Genomic DNA, 21,238 nt, shown 5'->3' with positions numbered 1-21,238 from the left:
GACGGTCTGGCAAAGCGACTGGGAGGAACGCTATGCATTTCGGACTGACTGAAGAACAGGAAATGATCGTCTCGACAGTTCGAAGCTTTGTCGAGAACGAGATTTATCCGCATGAAACGACCGTCGAGCGGCTTGGTTACGTGCCGGAGGAAATCGGTGACGAAATCAAGCGGAAGACCATCGAACTTGGCTTCTATGCCAGCAATTTCCCGGAATCGGCGGGTGGCCCCGGACTTTCCCATCTGGAGTTCGCGCTGGTGGAGCGCGAGCTGGGACGCGGGTCGATGGCGCTCACCCATTTTTTCGGACGCCCGCAAAATATCCTGATGGCCTGCAAGGGTGAGCAGATCGAGCGCTATCTCCTGCCAGCGGTGCGCGGCGAAAGGATGGATGCACTTGCCATGACAGAACCTGACGCCGGCTCCGACATTCGGGGCATGAAAGCCAATGCGCGCCGCGATGGTGACGACTGGGTACTGAACGGCACCAAGCATTTCATTTCCGGCGCCGAGCACGCCGACTTCGTCATTGTCTTCATGGCGACGGGCGAGGAACAGTCCTCCGCCGGAACGAAGAAGAAAATCACGACCTTTCTGGTGGATCGTGGAACACCGGGCTTCACCATCCGCGAGGGTTACAAATCCGTCAGCCATCGCGGCTACAAGAACATGATCCTTGAATTCGACGACTGCCGTCTTCCCGATGCGCAGGTGCTCGGAGAGGTGGATGGTGGCTTTGCGGTCATGAATGAGTGGCTTTACGCTACCCGCATAACAGTTGCGACAATGGCGGTGGGGCGCGCGCGCCGCGTATTCGACATGATGGTCGACTACGCCGCCCAGCGTAAGCAATTTGGCCAGCCCATCGGTCGCTTTCAGGGCGTCGGCTTCCAGCTTGCCGATTCCGTCACCGAAATCGATGCCGCCGACTGGCTGACGCTGGCAGCGGCCTGGCGTCTCGATCAGGGATTGCCCGCAAACCGCGAGATCGCCTCGGCGAAAGTCTACGCATCGGAAATGCTGGCTCGCGTCACCGATCGGGCCATTCAGGTGCATGGAGGCATGGGCCTGATGGACGACCTCCCGCTGGAACGCTTCTGGCGTGATGCGCGTGTCGAGCGGATATGGGACGGCACAAGCGAAATCCAGCGCCATATCATCGCCCGCGACCTCCTTCGCCCGCTCGGAGCCTGACCGTGAGCAAAAAGAACCTGTCTCGTGTCTTGCGTCCCCGTTCCATAGCCATCTTTGGCGGAGGATGGTCTACGGCTGTGCTCAGGCAATGCCGCAAAATGGGCTTTGAGGGAGAACTCTGGCCTGTCCACCCCACCCGCGATACTATCGACGATATTCCCTGCTATCGATCTGTCGCCGACCTTCCCGGCGCACCGGATGTAAGCTTCATCGGCGTCAACCGCGACGGAACAATCGAAATTGTTCGCCAGCTCTCGGCGCGAGGAAGTGGCGGCGCGGTGTGCTTTGCATCTGGCTTCAACGAAGTATCCGACGGCGCCGAACGCAATCAGGCCCTGCTGGCGGCGGCAGGCGAAATGCCGATCCTCGGCCCCAACTGCTACGGCTTCATCAACTACCTTGATGGAGCCTTGCTGTGGCCCGATCAGCATGGCGGCAAGAGGGTGGAAAGCGGCGCCGCCATCGTCGTGCAATCGTCCAATATAGCTATCAATCTTACGATGCAGCGTCGGGGTCTTCCCATAGCCTATGTGCTGACAGCCGGAAATCAGGCACAGACCGGTCTTTCCGAATTGGCGGAAGCCGCGCTCGAAGACCCGCGGGTTACCGTTCTAGGTTTGCATATAGAAGGCTTCGACAATATTTCACGGTTGGAACGTGTTTTCGCCAGAGCACGTGAGATGAGAAAACCGGTTGTCGCCATCAAGGTCGGAACTTCCGCCGCGGCACAGGCGATGACCCTCTCACACACGGCATCGCTAGCTGGAGCCGACACGCTTGCCGACGCTTTCTTTGCGCGATGTGGCGTCCTGCGTGTTGGAACGCTCGACGAATTTGTCGAAACGCTGAAGCTGCTTCATGTGCTTGGCCCCTCACCGGACAACAGCCTCGGCTCTATGAGCTGTTCGGGCGGCGAAGCTTCACTCGTCGGCGATCTTGCAAGCGCCGCTGGTCTCGATCTCAGACCGTTGGCGCCGGACGAGGCAAACAGGCTTCGCGCCACCCTGCCCGAGATGGTTACCATCTCGAACCCCCTCGACTATCACACCTTTACATGGGGAAACGGGCCGTCGCTGACTGAGACCTATCGCGCTATGCTCGATGGCAATTTCGGTCTGACCATACTGGTGCTCGACTTCCCCCGTGGGGACCGTTGTGTTGACAATGGTTGCGAAACATCGCTCGAAGCGGCGATAGCGGCGCACGAAGCTGGAGGCGGTCGCTTTGCGCTGGTTGCCAGTTTGCCGGAGAATATGACGGAAGCCCACGCCGAACGTCTGATAGCAGCTGGAATAGCCCCGATGATGGGGCTTGCAACTGCGCTTGCGGCAGCAGCCAATGCTGCCTGGATTGGCGAAATCTGGTCGAAACCGCAATCTCCAATGCTGGCTGACCAAGCGCCGGCGTCGCCATCTGCAGCCACCGCATTGGACGAGTGGTCATCGAAATCCGCCTTGCGCGAAATCGGCCTCATCACCCCGACGGGCGGCGTAGTATCGACTATCGACGATGCTGTCGCCCTTGCCGAAAAGCTGGGTTACCCCGTCGTCCTCAAGGGGGTGGGTGAGAACTTGCTTCACAAAACGGAAATGGCGGCGGTGTGCCTCAATCTGGCGAATGCCGAAGCAGTACGCGCTGCCGCCCTTTCGCTTGCCCCTTTGAAATGCGATTTTCTGGTCGAGAAAATGGTTCAGGGTGGTGTGGCTGAACTGATTATCGGCATCGCGCGCGACCCGCAATTCGGGCTTTATCTGACCATTGGCGCAGGTGGCGTGATGGTTGAGCTTTGGAACGATACACGGTCGCTGCTCTTACCTGCGAGCCGCGATGAAATCCGCGAGGCGCTTCTTACCCTGCGCTCCGCCCCCCTTCTCACCGGCTTTCGCGGCAGGCCAAAAGCCAATATCGAAGCCGCCGTCGAGGCCGCGTGGCTGGTTGGCAACTATGCGCTCGAACAGGCAGGGAAACTTGAGGAACTCGACATCAACCCGCTCATTGTCACAGCGGACAATGCAATCGCCGTCGATGCCCTGATACGCAACAGGAGAGCTTGATGACTGACGAGGTAAAGGCCGTTCGCAACGGTCAGATATTGGAGATCACGCTCGACCGGCCAAAGGCCAATGCCATCGACCAGCCAACCAGCCGAAAGCTGGGCGATGCCTTCGCCATGTTTCGCGACGACCCGGATCTGCGCGTTGCTATTTTCACAGGTGGGGGCGAGAAGTTTTTTTCCGCCGGCTGGGATCTGAACGAAGCGGCTTCGACCGGCGGAGATGGCTATATCGCCGACTATGGTCAGGGCGGAATCTATGGCTTTTCCGAATTGCCCGGATTGGAGAAGCCCATCATCTGCGCGGTCAACGGTTATGCCATCGGCGCGGGTTTCGAAATTCTCCTTACTGCCGATTTCATCATTGCCGCCGACCACGCGCAATTCTGGCTGCCGGAAACTTCGCTCGGGGTTCTGCCGGATATCGGCTCATTCGTTCTGCCCAAGCTCCTGCCCAAGGTTATAGCGAACGAAGTTCTTTATGGAGGGCGGCGCTTTAGCGCGCAGGACTGCCTCCGCTGGGGTTTGGTCAATGACGTGGTGCCGCAGGCGGAGCTGATGAGCGCAGCCCGTGCGCTCGCTGCCCGTATCCTGCGCTCCGCACCGCTTTCTGTTGCCGCAGCCAAACAGACAGCGCGTATGGCCGAACATATGGGTCTGGCCGAAAGTTACGCCGCCATGCGGGCCGGTAATTTCCCGCTGTTCAAATTGCTGATCGAAAGCGAAGACGCACTGGAAGGACCGCGCGCAGCGGTCGAAAAGCGCGATCCCGTATGGAAAGGCAGATGAAATGAGCGCACATGCCGAAGACGCCATAACAACCCGCCGGGACGGGGCTATTCTGGAAGTTACGCTGGATCGGCCCAAGGCCAACGCCATCGACTTGCCGACATCGCGCGCGATGGGTCAAACTTTTGCAGCCTTCCGCGATGACCCGGAATTGCGTATCGCCATCCTCAAGACCGCTGGCGACCGTTTCTTTTCTGCCGGTTGGGATTTGAAAGCCGCGGCAGAAGGCGCGCCTATCGATGGTGACTACGGAATTGGCGGTTTCGGCGGCATCCAGGAACTGCGAGACCTGAACAAACCTGTCATCGCCTGTGTCAGCGGCATGGCCGCGGGCGGCGGCTTCGAACTGGCGCTGTCCTGTGACCTGATCTATGCCTCGGAGCATTCAACCTTTTCGCTTCCCGAAATTCGCTCCGGAACCATTGCAGACGCGGCAAGTATCCGGCTTCCGAAACGCATTCCATACCACATAGCCATGGAACTTTTGCTGACTGGCCGCTGGATCGACGCTCACGAAGCTCATCGCTGGGGTTTCGTCAACGAGGTCCTGCCTCAGGAGAAGCTCGAAGAACGTGTCTGGGAAATTGCCCGTCTGCTCGCCTCCGGTCCTCCACTCGTTTACGCCGCGATCAAGGAGACAGTCCGGCGCGCGGAAAGCGAGGACTTCCAAACCATGATGAACCTCATCATGCGGCGCAAGTTGGCGACGGTCGACATTCTGTATGGATCGGAGGATAATTTGGAAGGCGCCAGAGCTTTCGCCGAAAAGCGCGATCCTGTCTGGAAGGGAAAATAGCGACTGTTGTATCAAGGAGCAGACGCGCTGCCGGTGGCAGATACCATCCGCCAGACCGGCTTTTTATCGCAGGCTGCCGATCAGAAAGTCCGGCAGCTTTTTTCTGCGTTCAATATGTCCCGCAATTATTGATTGCGGAGTTTCTCCAGCTTCTCCGAAACCAGGTCCTCAGCGACCAGTTTGGCGAATTCATCACCATCCTGCGGTTCGGAATGCTTGAACACGTACCAGCCGCCGGTGGGTTCCTTCCTCTGGTAGATCATCTGGCCATCGATCATGTGCTCGAAACACGTCCTGTCGCTGGATGTGCCGTTTGGAGCATGCCAGTCGGCCTCAAGGCACATCCGTCCGGTGTCGGCCACGGTCCAATGTCCCAGTGCCCAGGAAGCACGGGCACCCGAGCCTGCCCATCCCTTGAATATCCGCTCCTTGTCCTGCATGTAAGCGGCGCCATCGCACCATTTCCAGCTCTTGTCGCGGTAGAGTTCATGAAGTTCCACTGCGGTCATTGGCCGTGCATTCTCCGGCAAACGCAGGCTGACCCGCGCTTCGCCATTTTCCGGAGCGCTACAGGTTAATTCGTCAGCCACGGCTGAGGACCACGCCATCATCACGCCCACCGACGCGGCCATGATTGCCATGCAGGTCTTTCCGATACGTGATGTAAAATGTTGGAATTCGTTGGTCTTTAACATCGTTTTCGCCCTCTACGTGAAACTTTACATCTCTTGAATTAACGACAGGCCAGAGTTGGTGCGATTTACAGCCTTCTCCCGAGCAACCCTCAAGAAGCCTCCCGCACTATCGTTCTTTACCGGCGATTAGCCTTCAGCCGCGCCACTTCTGCGCCCACCCGGTCACCTTTGACCAGTTTGCGTATCTCATCGTCTTTCCGAACTGGATTGTGCGCAAAGACATACCATTTTCCGCCAAGAGCGGGTTTCTGGTAGACCACGCCATTTTTCTCGCGGTGCAGGAAGCAGGTGACTGCGCCGCTGCTGTCGCCTTGGCTACTCCAGAGCGCGCGCAAGCAGAGCTTTCCGCCATCGGTCACGTACCAATAGCCTGTTGCATGGGTTGTGGCCGCGCCTTTGCCGGACCAAGCGGAGAATTGTTTCTGTTCGCCAGAAAGGATCCAGCTGCGGGCTTTCTTGCTTGAAAAGAATCCGCCGCCGGTTTTCCATTTCCAGGTGCGGCCGGCATAGAGCTTTTCAAGCGCAGGGCCTTTCATCGGTGAGGCGGCGGCCGCAAGTTGGGTGACGGTATTATCCGTCGCTGGCTTTGGCGCTGCACTGGCGTTGCCTGCCAGCGAGAGCGCTAACATCGCAGCGCTCGCAATGACGAAATGCTTCAATAGCATTTTCTTCTTCCTGTTGATCGAGCAGTTCCGGCAAGCTGGCTTGGCGGAACTGCAAGAATGCAAAGAAAGGAGCGGCGGCGTTTTCACAAATAACAAGCCGCTCCGGTTGAATTACCCGGGTCAATCGAGCGGATGGTTTGCGACGCGCCAGTCCGGGCGTCCGACACCACGCGGCCATGGGTAGACTTCACGGTCGTTAAAGTAGATGACGGCGGTCAGGGCCGGAAACTCGGCGTGGGGCTTGTTGGCTTCCGCCGCCCAATCCCGTACGTAGCTGTCACTGCCTTCATAACCGAGCTCGGCAATGGCAACTGGTTTGCCAAAACCTGCCACACGATCATATCCCGGCTTGGTGCGCTCGACGAATGTCGTATCTCGCCCTACAACCAGCTTGTCATAGGGTTGGTAGCCGAACACCGACAGACCGATGATATCGAGATATTCGTCACCCGGATAATAGGCTTCCAACTGGGCATCTCCCCGCGGTGACCACATATATCGCGCGTTTGGAAGATGCTTCCGGCAAATGCTGATAACATGCCTGTATGCCTTGCTCAAAAGATTCGATTCAGTCCGATTGATCATTGGCGCATCGCACTCCTCCACTCAGGTCGTAATTGGACCGAAGTGGACGGCCATGTTGCACAAAATGAGCCGGGCATGATGGAAGTTCGTTCGCTCGGCCGACTGTTTCGCCGGCGTCATCTTCTCACTGCTCATGCCATGCTGGCAGATCCTGCGGGTAGCCAGAAAATTGCAGACATCGGACTGGCGATTGGCATCAAATCCTCGGCCAATTTCAGCCGCACCTTTACACCGTATTTCGGTTATAGCCCTAGCAGCGTATACAGGAAAAATTCTATTGTAGATCAAATTCCTCCTGCTGAGCGAGGAGTTATAAAAGATTACCATCAACATACATTTGAAGGCTTGTTGAGGCCCCTCGGTCTCTTCTGATCATGAAGCATTATCTGAACTTGCCCACATGTACACACCTATGACGAGTCGTGCCCCACGCAAAGTTAGCTTAACGGACTTTGGTTTCTCAACACAGCATCGGCGAACTTCAGGATGCCAGCGTTCGGGCTACGGTGGTTCTCGCCACCGAGATCGAATTCCGTGACCTTAATCGTCTCGCGTAGAATGTCGAGCCGCCGTGGATCGATGTCATCTCGATAATCAAAGATGCGTTGCTCAGGATCGGCGAGACAGAAAACGTTCGTGACGCCCAACAGCGCCCGTACGATCCCCCACTGATTGTCGTCCGTGTCCTGGAATTCATCGACGATTATCATCGGAAAGCGGTCGGCAATCAGCTCGCGCAACGCGGCGCAGCGTTCGAGCAACTCGACAGTTCCGGCAGCGAAAAGATCGAAACAATGAAGGCCAGACTCGGCCGCCTGCCGTTGGCGCTCCAAGTTCCAATCGCCGTCGAAAGATGACTTCTGAAGCCTCTCATCGCCGGGGTAGAGGAAGCGCACGGGTTTGCCGCTCAGTAAGCGACCGTGCGCTTTTTCCATGCAGAAGGCGTGATAGGTTTGCACCGTCACCGCGCGTCGTTCCGCTGGCGACAGGATTTCCTTGCAACGCCGAGAACCTGGCGGATCGCCGCGCGCGAACAACTCAGGAAAAGGATTTCCTGACCGGATTTCAACTCGGCGAACCGCTTCTGCGCTTTGAACAAGGCGATGGTGGTTGTTCCGGAACCCGGACCGCCTAACACCAGAAGGTGCCCGTCGTGCGCGATGATTGCCTTACGCTTGTCGCACAGATCGACCTTCATTCGAGCAGGTCCACGAAGTCATCTGGCGGCGGTGACGGTACAGCAATGTCTTCCGGAACCGCGCTCAGCGCCTTGTGGATCGTCTCCAAAATCTCACGGACTGTCGCCGGCAGTTCGTTGGCGTCCTGGCATTGTGCGATCAGCATGGCGGCGTAGCCATAAGCGTCGCCCTTGCGCGCCTTCAGCACCTTGCCGGCCAGCGTGAGAACATCGGCGTCTCCGGCCGCCGGATCATAGGCGCCGACCGGCGGATAGTCCGAACGGCTCTTTACCTCATCAAGAAACCGACGGACCACCTGGATGGGCATCTGTTTCAGCAGGACGTTTTCAATGCCCTTCTCCGGCTATCCCCAGAACTGGGTGTAGCCCTTCAGCTTCTCCGTGGCGTCTGCGGTCAGCGCGGCATTCGGCTTATCGTAGAACCCTAAAGACAGCTTACCGAGCGCAGAGAACACCGGCCCATGTCGGGGCACTGCCCCATCGCCGCCCGCATTGAAGATGCTGGACTTCCCCTTCAAAGGTGAAGGGCTTCTGTTAGATAAGACTGACAGGAGACTTAAAATTGAAGCGGCGAGAATTTACAGAAGAGTTCAAACGCGAAGCCGTTCGTATTTTAACGACGAGTGGTCTAAGCATTTCATCGGTCGCCAAGGACCTTGGCATTGGCAAGTCAACACTTGACCGTTGGCGGCGTAATATTGCTGAGAAAGATTTGCTTTCTGGCCCCATGAGGACATGAACTAGGAGCTTGCCCGTCTTCGAAAAGAATGAGCTTCTACGACAGGAACGAGAATTATTAAAAAAAGCGACGGCCTTTTTCGCGCGGGAGACAAGTCGATGAAGTTTGCGTTCATCGACACGGAGAAGGCCCATATGTCTCTGTCACGGCTATGTGCTTTCGCAGGTGTCAGCATCAGCGGCTATTATGTATGGAAGCGTCGTTTACCCAGTCGTCGCCAGCTTGATGACATGATTATCCTGGCTCACATTCGTAACCAGTTTGTACTATCACGCGAACCTTACGGCAGCCCTCGCATGCATGTTGAGCTGAACGAAGAGGGCATTCGGGCAGGTCGTCCCCGCACAGCGCGACTGATGCGTCAAAATGGTTTGAAAGCCCGACAAAAGACGCGTTTCAAGCGCACGACGGACAGCAATCATGGCGAGCCTGTCGCTCCCAATCTTCTGGATCAGGACTTCACTTGTGACGGACCGGATCAGAAATGGGGTGTCGATATCAGTTACATATGGACGGTAGAAGGCTGGCTGTACTTGGCAATCGTTGTCGATCTCTATTCTAGTCGCATCATCGGCTGGGAAGCGCGCGATCGGATGAAAAAGGATCTGGCTATCTGTGCTTTGAAGAAGGCTATTGCAATCCGGCAACCAAAACCGGGACTGATCCAACATTCGGACAGGAGAAGCCAATACGCCAGCCCGCTGGCCCGTATCGGCCGAGGGTCAAGGTCTCGGGTCGACCGTGCATACGGTAGTCATAGCCGAACACGACGGCGCCCGACGGGTTCACGACGACATACATACCGTCACGGTCAGTGACCTTGTATAATTTGTCCTTTGGCTTCAGTGCTTTGATTGCCGCATCGGTAAGCATCGGCCCCTCCTAGATCGTTCAAAAAACGCCAGAGAGCCCCTGAAAATACCGTCAGGCCAAAATCGACCAATCCTGTCGCCGAATTTTCCTTTATTCTCAATGGAATAAGGGGCAAAAAAATACCGTCACAAGCTCTCTAAGCCATGACGGTATATGCAATTCCGCGATGTCACAAGACACCCATACCGTCAACTCCGCCGTCGATAGCGAGGCTGGCTCGGCGATTGACGGCGAAAGACGGCGGAAAGAAAAGTGTTTATTTTGAGTGCGTTATAGAGGGAGATAGGCGGCTATTGGCGGCGTCTGGGTAGGCGCGAATTATTCCCACTCTATTATCAGTAGATTGATATTTCTCTTATACATCAATTACCTGCATACCATCGACACCAGGATGCCATGAAAAATGCCATGAAGTGCAAGCCGCGGCCATATTCTCCCCTTTAATGCTTTAACCGACGTCGGATACCGGCTTCGGTATCGTGTTGTTCAGCTTCACGCTCATACGTATTGACCATCGACATCAGCAACGATGACGACACGAAGGGATGCGTAAATTGCAAGGCGTCGGCCCAGGCGCGATACTTGTCTGCAAGCTCCCGCTCCTGACCACCGCCTTCCCCGCGCCAATGGACGCCGCGCGCGTTGTATAAACCCGTATGTGCGCCGCTGCTGATGTCCTCAGACCGCAGGTCCTCCATCACATCGCGAACGGCTTCGTTCGGCCACACGCCATCCTCGCCAGCCGGTGCGTTAGAGAATAGCTTTCCAAGGCACACGTCCGCGATCTCCGCGCGGTCGAGCTCAGCACAAGACCGCCTTACCGTTGCAACCCATTCTGCGAGCTTTTCCTGCTGTTCCTCTTTAGTTGCTTTGTCCTGACCAGGGATACGTTCAACGGCTTCAAGGAGGCGGTACCCGCGCTGTGCCAAATGCTCGAGACCTTCTGTAACGCGAAACTCGGCGGGATCTTCGCCACGGTCCTTGCGCTTATAGGCCCACACTACAGCCTGCACGAATAGTTCAGGATGTTCCTCAATGTAGCGCTCAAGGTTTGGAATCTGCTGCTGGTCTTCCCCTCGGAAAGAGCGAGCCAGAACCTCTAAATATGCGAACTCCAGTCCAGCTTTTTCCTCTAGAGTGAGGTCTGAGTTGCGATTGAGTAGCTGGAAGGCTCGCCGCACATCGTAGTCGTGCAACTGGTACTCCCCAGCTTTATCCTGACTATTTTTCGCCATGGCAGATAGCATCTGCACAAGGAGGGGCGGGTGTATTTCTTCGAGCTTGAAATGCATCGACGCGAAGGCTGCCCTAGGACGTTCGACTTCAAGCAGGCGGCGAACGCTCTCGTTGTTTTCGTCAGGCGAGTCAAATGAATATTGCGGAACCACTTCAACCCAGTACCGACTCCGAGCTTCAGCCGAAAGTTGATCTACAAGCTCCCACGTAGAAGCCCGGTAAGGCGAAAGGAGCAAGAGACGGAGCGCTTCCTCTTCGGCAACTTTACCCCGCAGGCTCGCATATATGGCCTTTCTCCTATCCTCGTCCAACGACCAGAGCGCCCCGGCGACGATGCCATCACGACCCGAATAATTTTCTGCCGGACGTAGGCATTGCAAGATCAAATCTTCAATCTGCTCGTCGGCAAGTATGCCGGACACTAGGTGAGCGCCGATTTGGCGTTGGGCATTTCCTTTTTCAGAGAGCGCGAGAATGCCCGGAATACCTCGTTCTTGCGCAATGTCTGTCAGGGCTTCAACGCGTAGCTTTTCTATGCGTTGCTCACGCGCTCGGAAGTCCATCTCGTCTCCTGCGAGTTCGTCCGCCGACTCCTCAACCCATCCCTGGCGAAACAGCCACTCATACTTGTTCACAATGTCCTTGGGCTGCAACTCGGCATAGACTGCCTTGGCTTTTTCCGTCAGGCTCGCTTGGCCTTCCTCATTGACCTTTTTACGCCCCCGGCGAGAGAGAACAGTCACACGAATTTTTTCGCGTATCTTCGCAACTTCCTCGTCAAGAGCGCCCGCGTTGCGCCACTCGTCGATGATCTCCCATACGCGCGCCTGATCCTCCGACGCGAGTGCATGCAGCCTTGACACCAGGTCACATAACATCTCGACAGTGTAGGACGGCCTGCTTAGCGCGACTTTCACCATCTCTCTGACGAATGCATGGATCGGTCCCCATGTCTTGAAAGGCTCCCCGAACCCGTAGCCGTCAGGACGCCACTTCGGCTTATGGCTATAGCCGCCGACGCGACTCCCGTAATCACCGAACTGCTGGAGACAAACCCTCCACCCGACCGCCGGGTGCTTATCCAAAAGCATGCTGACCGCCTTCAGGCGCATCTCGTGGTTTGCCGCCGTCTGCGGCATCCATGCACGAAGAATGGAGCCAAGCGATTCGATAGGCTTATTTGCCCAGTTATCGTTAATCTCTACCTCAGAAAGCTGACCCAGAATCTTCACTACCCGCGGAAAGGTGGTCGGATTCCAAGCAAGTCCTTCGAGAGCCCAAAGCAGTCCAGTGCGCGGACATGAGCCAAAAAACCCGGTATCGGCAGGTCTCAGCAAGCCCATGACTTCGGACTTTTCTGCTCGCAGATCACGCTCGATGATATCAAGGAACTCGGCGGGAGCAGCTTCTGCATAAAGTGGAAGGTCGTGCCCGTTAGCCTCTAGCTTTCTAGTCGTTACAGGCACAAGAAGATCACGCACGATTCTCGCGGCTTCAAATTCCCCATCAAAGCCAAGGTGCTTCCCGAAGAGATTCTTGCCGTACACAGCCAGCAAAACCAAAGTCTCGGAAACGCCTTCTCGCACTGCCCCGGAGAACTCTCGTCTTTTGCCATGCATGGCCGCCGCCCAACGATCTTCCTCGGGCAAGTCGAGGGCAGGATCATCTTCACCCAGTACAGTCCGCGCAACGTCAAGAAAGCGGTCAAGATCGGCCTTGGAGACCGTGCCCGCAATTGCGAAGAGGGAGTCGATTTTCGAAATCACCCCCCGATACCCACCAATTGACCAGACTGGAGAGTCGTTGAGCCGCAACAAATCAAGAATGCGCTTTTCCAACACCTCAAAAGGTGCCTCAGCCAGATGGGACAGGATAGTTCGATCCGCCTTGTTCTGGGCGTCCCATGCGCCGACAAGAACGAGCGGAACAAGCCCCGATGCGATTCTTGGATCTTCAGCCCAAGCAGGTGTGTGGATTGCCGGAATATTCGAGAGTTGACGTCGAAGAACCGTCAACGAACGCCCCGAGGCGTTAGTTAGTTTCGCTATGTCATCGCGCGATTTTCCCATCGCTTCCAGAGCTTTAGTGAACGGCTCGAACCCGAGCGGCTCCAACACGACATGAGGCTCCACGCTAGTAGCATTGCGGGGATAAACAACAATGGTTCGCAGCGATGTGCTGTAGGGCCCAAGCTCACGCTCCACTTCCCGCGTATGGGCTACGGCAATGAAATCGGTAGTGCCTTGGGCGAGTTTCGGCAGTACTCCTGCCTTGTCAAACACCAACACCCGATCCATATACTGTTCAAGCTCGGGGGTTGCCAAGACTTGATTTAAAAACGCCAGCGCCTCTTCAACGGAGTCAGCCGCTATTACTAAGGGGTTCGCATCGTCTTTCGCTAGGAAGGATTTGATCCTGCCGTTCCACGCCTCGTTCGCCGTAGCAAAAAGAGAAGGATGAAGCGCGGGGGCCGCTACGTTTGCCCAATCGCTCCAGCAACGCTCCAGGGTTCTGACGCCATTAGAAGGACGATCCGTCTGGTTCGCAAACCAGGTCTGGGCCGCGAGTGATTGCTCCATCCACTGCTCAAGATCACTGGCGTCGTATGCACGAATGTCTTTCCAGAGCTTCTTGCCCTTCATTTCCGCGACCCAGGCAGCCTTACCCGGCCACCGCCTTGGAGTGACAAAGACAAACGTAATATTTGCCCTTTCAGCGCTCTTGATCGCCCGGACGCTTTTTGCAAAATCCCCGTCTGCCTTGGCTTTAATGTCCGCGGTGACACCGAACTCCCACCCAGAGGCGCCAGAAGGTATCCAAGGCGTGCCGGAACTGGCCTCAATGAAGCCGTCCCAGCCGGCACGCTCGGCATCGTCGTTACCGGGGAAATCCACTTTCTGAAGATCGCGTCCCGTGGAGTGAATGAGCGTTCGCAACAGCACCGACAGCTTAGTGCGTGCAAGAATTGTCGTTGTGAACCAATTTACGAGATCGTTGGCCTGGACATTTAAAAAAGGAGGCACGTAAGTGCGCGCCTTTTGAGCTGCGCCTGCCGTTTTATCAGCTTTCGCGTCATATTCTGTCTGCAAATCGAGAATGGCCTTGGCAGAAATCCCGAAAGCACGTTCAAGACGTGCCGCCATATCGGGCGTTGCAGATACCTTCCCATTGAGGAAATTCGATAGGCCCGGGCGGCTAACGCCGATCAACTTCGCCACCTCAGTAACCGTGAGTCCGCGAGGATCAAGGACGTTTTTCCGAACATAGGAACCGGGATGAAGGGGGAGGGAATCATCAGTCATGGCCCGCGCCTCACTGTAAAGTGTAATGTGACACTTTACACGTTAGCACCGAAGACGATCCATTGCAATGTCTAGTGCAGCTCTCCCGCAATAATTTCTCCAAGACAGCGGCTCGCCAGTATGGCTTTGGCCCATTCGATAGACTCCCTCATCTCCTGGCGCAGCGCCTCAATCTCGGCTGGCGACAACTCTCGCACCCGTGGTTCACGGTCGTTCGTCATGGTCGTGCGCCTCTTTGGCCGGCCGCAGCCAGGGCATCGGCTTCGCTCAGGGCGTCCTGGAAGGCTCCCATGCGTTCCGTTTCGTCCTTGCTGACCTCGGCCCATATCCGCTTGACCTGGGCAGGACTATAGCCGGCCAGCTCGGCCGTCTTGGTGATGCTGTGGCCGGATCGGCGCAAGGCGATCACCTGGGCGCGGCGCTTCGGATCGGCACGCCGGCCCTGGTACTTGCCCGCATTCTTCGCTAGCTCGATGCCCTGGCGCTGCCGCTCGCGGCGGTCCTCGTAGTCATCGCGGGCCATCTGTAGGGCCAGCTTCAAAAGCATGTCCTGGACCGATTCCAGCACGATCCTGGCAACGCCCTGTGCCTCGGCCGCCAGTTCAGACAGGTCTACAACGCCAGGAACAGCCAGGCGCGCGCCCTTGGCCCGGATCGTGGCAACCAGGCGCTCGGCTTCGGCCAGTGGCAAGCGGCTGATGCGGTCGATCTTCTCCGCAATGACCACCTCGCCAGGCTGTAGGTCCGCGACCATGCGCAGCAGCTCGGGACGGTCGGGACGCGCGCCGGATGCCTTCTCCCTGTAGACGCCGGCGACGTAGTAGCCGGCCGCCCGCGCGCCGTCGATAATGCTTTCCTGGCGTTCCAGGTCCTGCGCGTCGGTGCTGACGCGCAAATAGACGCGGGCGACCTTGAGGACAGGGGCGTCGTCAAATTTCATCGGCTCGGCCGGCGTCTTTTCGCGGAGCTGGTCAAAGCTCTCGGCCTCGGCATCGGTTAGCCGGCCCGCCTCGCGTGCGATTCCGGCCAACATCGAACCGACGCGCCGGACCTTTTTTGTGCTCATGCAGGCTCCTTTGGGTATAGGCTAATGCGCCCCATCGTAACTGACACGGCTCAATTTTGAAATTCCGATTTATATGCGCCTAGCGCAAAACCACGACCCTAATGAGCTTCCACGACAAATTCAGCGTTGCCGTCTGTAGCGGCTAAATTTACTCATGAACTCAACGCCAAAATACGGAAGAACAATTTTCTTGCCCCCCACGCTGTCCACGTGGCGGGGCGTATCAAATCTAGGGACCTGCACACCAACATGGAGAAGAGGGAACGATGACCAACGAGACCTTTGCGAGTGTGTGGGATGCCATCGAAGACGCGCCTGCCGAGGCTGAAAACATGAAGCTGCGTTCGGCGCTGATGATGGCCCTGGAAAAACAGATCCACGATCACGGATGGACGCCGGCCGAAGCCGCGCGCCGTCTTGGCGTGACGCAATCTCGCGTGTCTGACCTGATGCGCGGGAAGATCGACGAATTCGGGATGAATACGCTTGTGGACATGGCCGTCGCTGCAGGCCTGCACAACGATGATCCAGCATGGGCGCAACTCAAGGCTTTGCTGGCCGAACGGATTAATGCTGGCTTGGCGGGGCAGGTGTCCCCCAAGAGCGTCAGCGAGATTCTTGATGATGAACTCGCTCAGCTCGTCGCTGGCATCACCCCGGACAACCTGCACCCTGAAACCAACACCGGTCCCGACGTCGGCCGTAAGCGGGATAAGCCGAAATAGAAAGTGCGGCACACTCGCCGCCCTTCTCGTTCCGTTGCTAGGCTTTCGGCAGCACAACTCTCATCATGACCTTGCCCAGCTCATCTTGCTTTTCCTCGATCTTCGCCAGCAAGGCGAGGATCGTTGCATCACCGAACCGCGCCGTGCGCGGGTCATCGGTGAGCCAGAGTTTCAGTAGGCCGCCCAGGCGGCCAAGGTCGCCATTGATGCGGGCCAGCTCGCGGACGTGCTCATAGTCCACGACGCCAATGATCTTGTAACCTTGGCCGACCTCGCGCAGATAACGGGCGACGCTCATGCCCGCGCGCTTCGCATTCTCTTCAATGGCTTGCGCTTCGTCCGGGAACACCGGCACCCGCAGATGCCGGTGGCGTTTTCGGGCAGTGTCTATCTCGTATGTCTCCATCATCAGCCCTCGTGGGACGGCTTCTCGCCACGAAGTTGCCGAACGGCGGCGAGATCAATCACGCCCGCTATATGCTCCACAGGCTGCACCTGCCTTGCTGGCTTGACCGGCAGTGCAGGTGCCGGCGCGGGCCGGATCAGTTCACGCACGTAGATAAAGGCCAATACGAAGGGCAGGACCGGCAGGACAATCAACGCGGTCGGAATGAACACCGCCAGATAGCCGACAACGCCCACTGATCCTTCCTCGCGCGCAGCCGCAAAACTTTTCCGAAGAATTCCCATGTCTCCTCCTGTCAGTTGTGGCCGTGAGGCTGATGCAAGGCGAGCTGAATAGCTGTCCTGGCCTGGGAGAAGTCCTCGCGCGTCGCAAGACCCGTTTCCGCCTGGTAGAACAGCACCATGAACAGGTTGGCCGTCGCTTCGGCCAGCGGCCCCAGCTCGCGTGCGGTGTCCTGGTCCAGCCAGTCGATAGCGTTCAACTGCGCCGCCGCTTGCTGAACTGCCTGAGAAAATTGATTAGGATTGATGGTTGCCATGATTTCACCTCTGCATCAGGTGGGAATGTGGAAGTGTCGGCCGGCGTTGCATCGTCGGCCGACACGCCTTAGGTCGCCTCAGGGCGATTCACGAACGCGGCCACCTCGTCATTTCTGGCTGCTGCCGTCGCGTCGTCATTCGAGCCGGAGAGGGTGTTGCCATCGGCCCAGCTGCTGGCCGCCTTAATCGTCGCGGCGAGCTTGCCGCCGGTTGTCTCTGCAATCCGGCTCTTGGCCGTGTCGGCCATGCTGCCGGCCTTGGCCGACGCCATCGAGCCGATGCCTTTGGCAAGGTTGGCGACCGTTCCTTTAGCAACCCGGCCCGCTTTCCCGGCCGCGCCAGAGAAACCACCGCCGCCCGAGCTGCCGTCGCCGGCGGCCGAGGCCATCGGCGTTGCACCGCCGCCGGATGCTGCGGCCATAGGCTCGCCGCTTGCACCGCCACTACTACCGCCGCCAGCTTCCCCGCCGCCGCTACTCGTGCCGGGCATATCACCACCGTCAGCGGCCTTTGCGGCGGCCGACGCGGCCGCCATGACCGCCTGCGCACCGCCGGCGGCCGACGCAGCCAGAGAGGCACCGCCGGACGCAGCAGCGGCCACGGCTTGCGCTGCCATGCCGGCCGCCGCCATGCCTGCGCCGACGACAGCACCGGCCCCGAAGTTGCCGAGGCCGCCGGCAGCCCCAACGCCGCCGCCGGTGATGATGCCGGAGACCAAGGGCGGCACCCTGTTGATGAGCAACAGCAGCGCCAGGCAGAAAACCAGCATCACGCCCATTTCCTCAAAGTTGAGCGTGCCCTTGCTCATCTTGGCGTAGAACCCGGCCAGCAGATCGTTGCCGATCCCGACCAGGGCCACCATGACGAGCAGGTTGACGCCCACCCCGAGGACGGTCTTGTAGTAGTTGATCGCCATGTCCGAGGTCCAGCGCGAGCCGCCGAAGCCCAGGAAGAAGATTCCCAGGTACATCAGGCACCACGACGACACCAGGACCAGCAGCATATTGACGGCAATGGTGGCGAGCAGCAGCAGGATTCCGAGGCTCAGAATTGCGCCGATGACGGTATCTACCGGACTCCACACGGACGAATTCTTGACGTGCTGCTGGAAGATCATAAAGCCCACGTCGACGATGCCGGATGGCGTCACCGACGATATGCCGGTTGCTTTCGATCCGAGTTGCTGCATCGACCGAATGATCGAATCCGCGAAGTCTGGCCCGTTGCGGAGCAGCCAAAGGTAGAAGCCGAAAAACAGGATGAAGCGCACGAACTCCACAAAGAACTCGCCAATGTCGGCCCTTTTCATGACCAGGGTGCCGCCCGTCCAGACCAGGGAAATCGTGCCCAAGGTCCAGAACAGCCAGGTCGCGGCATCCATGATCGCGGTTTTCCAGTTCGCCGCCTTGCTGGCAAACTCCGTCACCACCTGGTCAAGCATGCCCTGGTTGGTCAGCTCGGCGGCCGCGCCCGATGAATAGAGCGCGAAGGCCAGGCCGAGGCTAAGAACGACCGCCGTTCTATTCATGGTTTCACCTCCAGCCAGTTCTTAGGATTTTCGGTCGGCGCAATCGCTCCCGACCTGCGGGAGCACGCGCCGGCGAACTGCTCGCGTGTCGCCCGATCCTCGATTTTCTGGATGCGATCGAGCGTGCAGTTTTCCGCGTTCACCTCGGGCATTTGGGCGGGCTGCTTGTTATCGCAGCCGGCAACCAATGCGACGAGGATGGCGGTCAAAACGACCGTTGATTTCCTCATTTCCCACCCCTCCTTACGGCTTCACTTGCAGCCAGTTTTTCGGGTTGGCGGTCTGCCCGATCCTGGATTCCGTGGATGCCTTGTGCGCGGCTTCCTGCTGCGCTTCGCGGTCGGCTTGTGCCTGCATCCGTGCGCCGATGGCGTTCTGCTGCGCGAGCAGCAGGCCACGGATTTGCAGGAGCTGGTTAGCCTGCTGGCTGGCGAGCTGGTTGGCGTAGCCGATGGCTTCCATCTGCCCTTGCGCGCCCTGCGCTTTCGATTGCAGCCGTTCGAGCTGGCGCGCGTCCGCCTTTAGGTTGTCCTGTTGATCCTTGATGCCCTTGAACAGCGCATCGTTCGCCGCTTTTTGCGACTGCGATGCCAGGTCGCGGGTTTTCTCGAACGCTGCGCGTTCGGTGTCAGAGCAGCCGGACGAGGTGAAGCAAGGCGACGACTTGTAGTAGGAAATGTCCTGGAACTTGCCCAGGTAGGCATCCAGGCTACCGGCCTGATTGGTGAGGTTGTTCAGGGTGTCAATGGACTGCATCAGCCCATTGATGGTGGTCTGCGCCTGGTCCCAGATGTAGGCCGCCGGCGCGACGGTGTTTTGCAGCATGTTTTCGTACTGCTGCAACTGCGTCCGGTATTGCTCGATTTGCTTCTGAACCTGCGCAACCTGCTGAATCGCGGTGACGGTGGTCTGCGACAGGTTCGTGCCGTCAAGGACCGGGATACCTGCGTGCGCAGGCATCGCGGCGACGCCAACGGTGAGGGCTATGGAGAAAGCGATTTTAGCCGCTAAAACGTGCTGCTTCATGGTCATTACCTCGCGATGAATGGCTGCTTCCTTGAGCAAGCGCGCTTGCTCAAGGGTTCATCGCGTAGCTGCGCCACGGAGCTACCGGTAATTGACCTGGGCGACACCGAAGCCCGGCCTTTTTGATCAGATCACGGTGTCAGGTAGCGATCGGATTTACTGATGGTCCCAAGGATTGATAACAGTAAGCCCAGCCGCTTCAAAAGGGCTGGTGTCGCGTGTTGCTACGATAAATCCCTTGGAGGCCGCAATAGCCCCGATATATCCGTCGGGTGTTGGGAACCCCTTCCCGGCTGTGCGGGCCTTCACCGCCAGCTCGGCATAATGGCGAGCTGCTTCGGTGTCGAACATCAGCACCCGCTCGCCGAACAGTTCGAGCAAGCCGTCCAGGGCTTCGCCCAGGCCTTTCTTACGTTTCCCGTTCGGCAGCGCGCCGATGCCGAACAGCAGCTCGGCCAGCGTCACGCTGGACAGGTAGAGGGTTTCCGCTACCTGTTCATTCAACCAAGCTCGCACGGCCGGGTTGGGTTCGGGCTTCATCGCCTCGGAGACGACATTCGTATCCAAGACAATCATTCAAACCTCATCGGTTCTGCCGGCACCTTGTCGCGCACCTGGTCCAACACTGCGAAGTCTTCGTTTGTCAGCCCTACGCGGCGGCCAAGCTCCGCCAACGCGTCGCCCATGCGGATGCGCTTTTCCGACTTCACTGCACTTTCCAGAATCTCGCGCACCTCCGCCTCTGTACTGCGGCCATGCTCGGCGGCCCGTAAGCGCAGAGCGCGATGCACCTCGTCCGGCACATTCCGCACTGTCAGGATTGCCATAGTCAAAACCTCATTTGTGACTTCATTGACTGCAATCATAAGCAATTGACAGCATCAAAGCAAGGGGCGGCTGCGCCCCTCCTTTTGGCGTTTCACGCCTTCGGCGGTAGCCGGTCGGCCTCGCAGAGCAGGATTCCCGTTGAGCACCACCAGGTGCGAATAAGGGACAGTGAAGATAGATGACCGGCTCGCCGGTTAGCTAACTTCACCTATCCTGCCCCGCTCACGCACCTGCAAACTCCAAGGAAAATAATGCAGTCCCTTCTGCATAAGGCGGTGTATTGCATGGAAATGACAGAAATCGCTGGTAAATGGGCTGAATACAGCGAAAGGCCGTGTTTTCAGGGCGATAAACTGCCATTTGCCAAGGTTCTACTGATTAAAAACAGGCAAATACAGGAACTTGCAAACATTTGACTGTCGCGACCTGCGACCGCGCAGCGAGGGCCGCCGCACCTGTCAAAGAACCATCAGACCCAAACGCAGAACGCCCGTTTTTCCCAGGTTTACCGGTCACACGTTCCTGGTTTGTGCCGTGTTCTTTGACACTTGAGGGGCGGCAAATTTAGCCGCTGAAATTCTGAGGTCGCCGCAAGGAGTTCCGCACTGGTCGAACCGCACTCATGTACACGAAGCCGCAGACGTTTGGCAGCAAGGGCTAGGTAGTGATAATAAGAATATTATTCTTATTATTCTTACCGACTAAAGAGGCTGTTGGTCCAATCCGCTGCGTTCTTTCTCTGGCGATTGCAGAATCGAGTATCGGCCTGCGGCCGATGGTTGGACGCCAAGGATGGGGAGTGGCCCCCAGAGGGCCTATAGCAGCCGTAGCGGCGTTGTAAGTGCGATTCGGTGGCCCAAGGGTGAGACGAGCCCTAGAAGGCCATAGCGGTCGTCGTAGGCGGTCTGACGACCACCCGCACTTTCCTTGGTGTTCAACCGTCGGCCCACGGCCGACTGGCAAGGCCAGGTCGCGCGTCAAGCGCGGGCTGCGCCG

General features: G+C 57.8%; 21 protein-coding genes and 3 pseudogenes. 7 read left to right on the top strand and 17 right to left on the bottom strand.

All coding sequences use genetic code 11. The features are described 5' to 3' along the window. The first annotated feature begins 32 nt into the window (after positions 1-32). From ACOWVS_RS01350 to ACOWVS_RS01335, 4 genes are read left to right on the top strand one after another with little or no spacing between them, the layout of a single operon-like run. Positions 33-1,193: an acyl-CoA dehydrogenase family protein gene (locus ACOWVS_RS01350; protein ID WP_006468536.1), complete on the top strand. Its 1,161-nt coding sequence runs from the start codon at positions 33-35 to the stop codon at positions 1,191-1,193. Further along, on the top strand, positions 1,190-3,247 hold the full coding sequence (locus ACOWVS_RS01345; RefSeq protein WP_025092074.1) for an acetate--CoA ligase family protein: 2,058 nt from the start codon (positions 1,190-1,192) through the stop codon (positions 3,245-3,247). Before ACOWVS_RS01350 ends, ACOWVS_RS01345 begins: the two co-directional genes overlap by 4 nt. After that, the gene (locus ACOWVS_RS01340) at positions 3,247-4,035 is read left to right on the top strand and encodes an enoyl-CoA hydratase-related protein (protein ID WP_006472212.1); all 789 of its coding nucleotides are present in this window, start codon (positions 3,247-3,249) and stop codon (positions 4,033-4,035) included. The genes ACOWVS_RS01345 and ACOWVS_RS01340 overlap by 1 nt, the downstream gene beginning before the upstream one ends. A gap of 1 nt (position 4,036) precedes the next feature. Further along, complete coding sequence (locus ACOWVS_RS01335; protein WP_021588151.1) at positions 4,037-4,831, top strand: carnitinyl-CoA dehydratase; 795 nt, start codon at positions 4,037-4,039, stop codon at positions 4,829-4,831. 125 nt (positions 4,832-4,956) lie between these two features. Here ACOWVS_RS01335 and ACOWVS_RS01330 read toward each other — a convergent pair whose 3' ends face one another. The 3 genes and pseudogenes from ACOWVS_RS01330 to ACOWVS_RS01320 form a co-directional block, all read right to left on the bottom strand. Next, on the bottom strand, positions 4,957-5,526 hold the full coding sequence (locus ACOWVS_RS01330) for a DUF995 domain-containing protein (RefSeq protein ID WP_006468533.1): 570 nt from the start codon (positions 5,524-5,526) through the stop codon (positions 4,957-4,959). A 116-nt stretch (positions 5,527-5,642) separates the two neighbouring features. Beyond that, the gene (locus tag ACOWVS_RS01325) at positions 5,643-6,191 is read right to left on the bottom strand and encodes a DUF995 domain-containing protein (RefSeq protein WP_006468532.1); all 549 of its coding nucleotides are present in this window, start codon (positions 6,189-6,191) and stop codon (positions 5,643-5,645) included. A 120-nt stretch (positions 6,192-6,311) separates the two neighbouring features. Continuing rightward, positions 6,312-6,743 (bottom strand): annotated as a pseudogene (locus ACOWVS_RS01320) (glycosyl hydrolase); the annotation flags it as partial. Here ACOWVS_RS01320 and ACOWVS_RS01315 point away from each other — a divergent pair. Further along, positions 6,705-7,148 (top strand): AraC family transcriptional regulator, encoded by a 444-nt coding sequence (locus ACOWVS_RS01315; protein WP_112669425.1) that lies wholly within the window; start codon positions 6,705-6,707, stop codon positions 7,146-7,148. The pseudogene ACOWVS_RS01320 and the gene ACOWVS_RS01315 sit on opposite strands and share 39 nt — an antisense overlap. Before the next feature lie 65 nt (positions 7,149-7,213). Here ACOWVS_RS01315 and ACOWVS_RS01310 read toward each other — a convergent pair whose 3' ends face one another. From ACOWVS_RS01310 to ACOWVS_RS01300, 3 genes are read right to left on the bottom strand one after another with little or no spacing between them, the layout of a single operon-like run. Next, the gene (locus ACOWVS_RS01310) at positions 7,214-7,741 is read right to left on the bottom strand and encodes a UvrD-helicase domain-containing protein (protein ID WP_021588154.1); all 528 of its coding nucleotides are present in this window, start codon (positions 7,739-7,741) and stop codon (positions 7,214-7,216) included. Further along, a complete protein-coding gene (locus tag ACOWVS_RS01305; RefSeq protein ID WP_021588155.1) occupies positions 7,738-7,974 on the bottom strand; it encodes a hypothetical protein in 237 nt (78 codons plus the stop codon). Before ACOWVS_RS01305 ends, ACOWVS_RS01310 begins: the two co-directional genes overlap by 4 nt. Next, positions 7,971-8,282: a hypothetical protein gene (locus ACOWVS_RS01300; RefSeq protein WP_021588156.1), complete on the bottom strand. Its 312-nt coding sequence runs from the start codon at positions 8,280-8,282 to the stop codon at positions 7,971-7,973. The genes ACOWVS_RS01305 and ACOWVS_RS01300 overlap by 4 nt, the downstream gene beginning before the upstream one ends. A 236-nt stretch (positions 8,283-8,518) precedes the next feature. On the opposite strand from ACOWVS_RS01300, the pseudogene ACOWVS_RS01295 reads away from it, so the two are divergent. Continuing rightward, positions 8,519-9,411 (top strand): annotated as a pseudogene (locus ACOWVS_RS01295) (IS3 family transposase); the annotation flags it as partial. Here ACOWVS_RS01295 and ACOWVS_RS01290 read toward each other — a convergent pair. The 3 genes and pseudogenes from ACOWVS_RS01290 to ACOWVS_RS01280 all read right to left on the bottom strand — a co-directional run. Further along, a pseudogene (locus ACOWVS_RS01290) lies at positions 9,410-9,586 on the bottom strand (Arm DNA-binding domain-containing protein); the annotation flags it as partial. The pseudogenes ACOWVS_RS01295 and ACOWVS_RS01290 sit on opposite strands and share 2 nt — an antisense overlap. Before the next feature lie 440 nt (positions 9,587-10,026). Further along, entirely contained in the window at positions 10,027-14,124 is a 4,098-nt protein-coding gene (locus ACOWVS_RS01285; protein WP_075041560.1) for a HigA family addiction module antitoxin, read from the bottom strand. 217 nt (positions 14,125-14,341) lie between these two features. Beyond that, complete coding sequence (locus ACOWVS_RS01280; protein WP_075041584.1) at positions 14,342-15,064, bottom strand: recombinase family protein; 723 nt, start codon at positions 15,062-15,064, stop codon at positions 14,342-14,344. 392 nt (positions 15,065-15,456) lie between these two features. Between ACOWVS_RS01280 and ACOWVS_RS01275 the strand changes: the two genes are divergently transcribed. Next, positions 15,457-15,915: an XRE family transcriptional regulator gene (locus ACOWVS_RS01275; protein ID WP_075041561.1), complete on the top strand. Its 459-nt coding sequence runs from the start codon at positions 15,457-15,459 to the stop codon at positions 15,913-15,915. Between the two features lie 37 nt (positions 15,916-15,952). Here ACOWVS_RS01275 and traJ read toward each other — a convergent pair whose 3' ends face one another. The 8 genes from traJ to ACOWVS_RS01235 all read right to left on the bottom strand — a co-directional run bounded on the left by traJ (position 15,953) and on the right by ACOWVS_RS01235 (position 20,241). Then, complete coding sequence (gene traJ, locus ACOWVS_RS01270; RefSeq protein ID WP_033971864.1) at positions 15,953-16,321, bottom strand: conjugal transfer transcriptional regulator TraJ; 369 nt, start codon at positions 16,319-16,321, stop codon at positions 15,953-15,955. Positions 16,322-16,323: 2 nt separating this feature from the next. Next, a complete protein-coding gene (locus tag ACOWVS_RS01265; protein WP_058176101.1) occupies positions 16,324-16,605 on the bottom strand; it encodes a hypothetical protein in 282 nt (93 codons plus the stop codon). An 11-nt stretch (positions 16,606-16,616) separates the two neighbouring features. Then, positions 16,617-16,859: a type I toxin-antitoxin system ptaRNA1 family toxin gene (locus ACOWVS_RS01260; RefSeq protein WP_075041562.1), complete on the bottom strand. Its 243-nt coding sequence runs from the start codon at positions 16,857-16,859 to the stop codon at positions 16,617-16,619. 68 nt (positions 16,860-16,927) lie between these two features. Next, on the bottom strand, positions 16,928-18,388 hold the full coding sequence (gene trbL, locus ACOWVS_RS01255) for a P-type conjugative transfer protein TrbL (RefSeq protein WP_075041563.1): 1,461 nt from the start codon (positions 18,386-18,388) through the stop codon (positions 16,928-16,930). Beyond that, entirely contained in the window at positions 18,385-18,618 is a 234-nt protein-coding gene (trbK, locus tag ACOWVS_RS01250) for an entry exclusion lipoprotein TrbK (protein WP_075041564.1), read from the bottom strand. The genes trbL and trbK overlap by 4 nt, the downstream gene beginning before the upstream one ends. Positions 18,619-18,631: 13 nt before the next feature. Further along, positions 18,632-19,414, bottom strand: a complete 783-nt coding sequence (gene trbJ, locus ACOWVS_RS01245; RefSeq protein ID WP_075041585.1) for a P-type conjugative transfer protein TrbJ — start codon at positions 19,412-19,414, stop codon at positions 18,632-18,634. Between the two features lie 156 nt (positions 19,415-19,570). Next, positions 19,571-19,990 (bottom strand): type II toxin-antitoxin system VapC family toxin, encoded by a 420-nt coding sequence (locus ACOWVS_RS01240; protein WP_075041565.1) that lies wholly within the window; start codon positions 19,988-19,990, stop codon positions 19,571-19,573. Next, positions 19,987-20,241, bottom strand: coding sequence for a FitA-like ribbon-helix-helix domain-containing protein (locus ACOWVS_RS01235; protein ID WP_033480715.1), 255 nt, complete (start codon positions 20,239-20,241; stop codon positions 19,987-19,989). Before ACOWVS_RS01235 ends, ACOWVS_RS01240 begins: the two co-directional genes overlap by 4 nt. Positions 20,242-21,238: the final 997 nt, after the last annotated feature.

Origin of the sequence: Brucella sp. IR068 (assembly GCF_049065885.1) — a bacterium.
GTDB classification, from domain to species: domain Bacteria; phylum Pseudomonadota; class Alphaproteobacteria; order Rhizobiales; family Rhizobiaceae; genus Brucella; species Brucella intermedia.
Note: the sequence above shows the minus strand (reverse complement) of the source record. Positions and strands in the feature narration are given on the sequence as shown.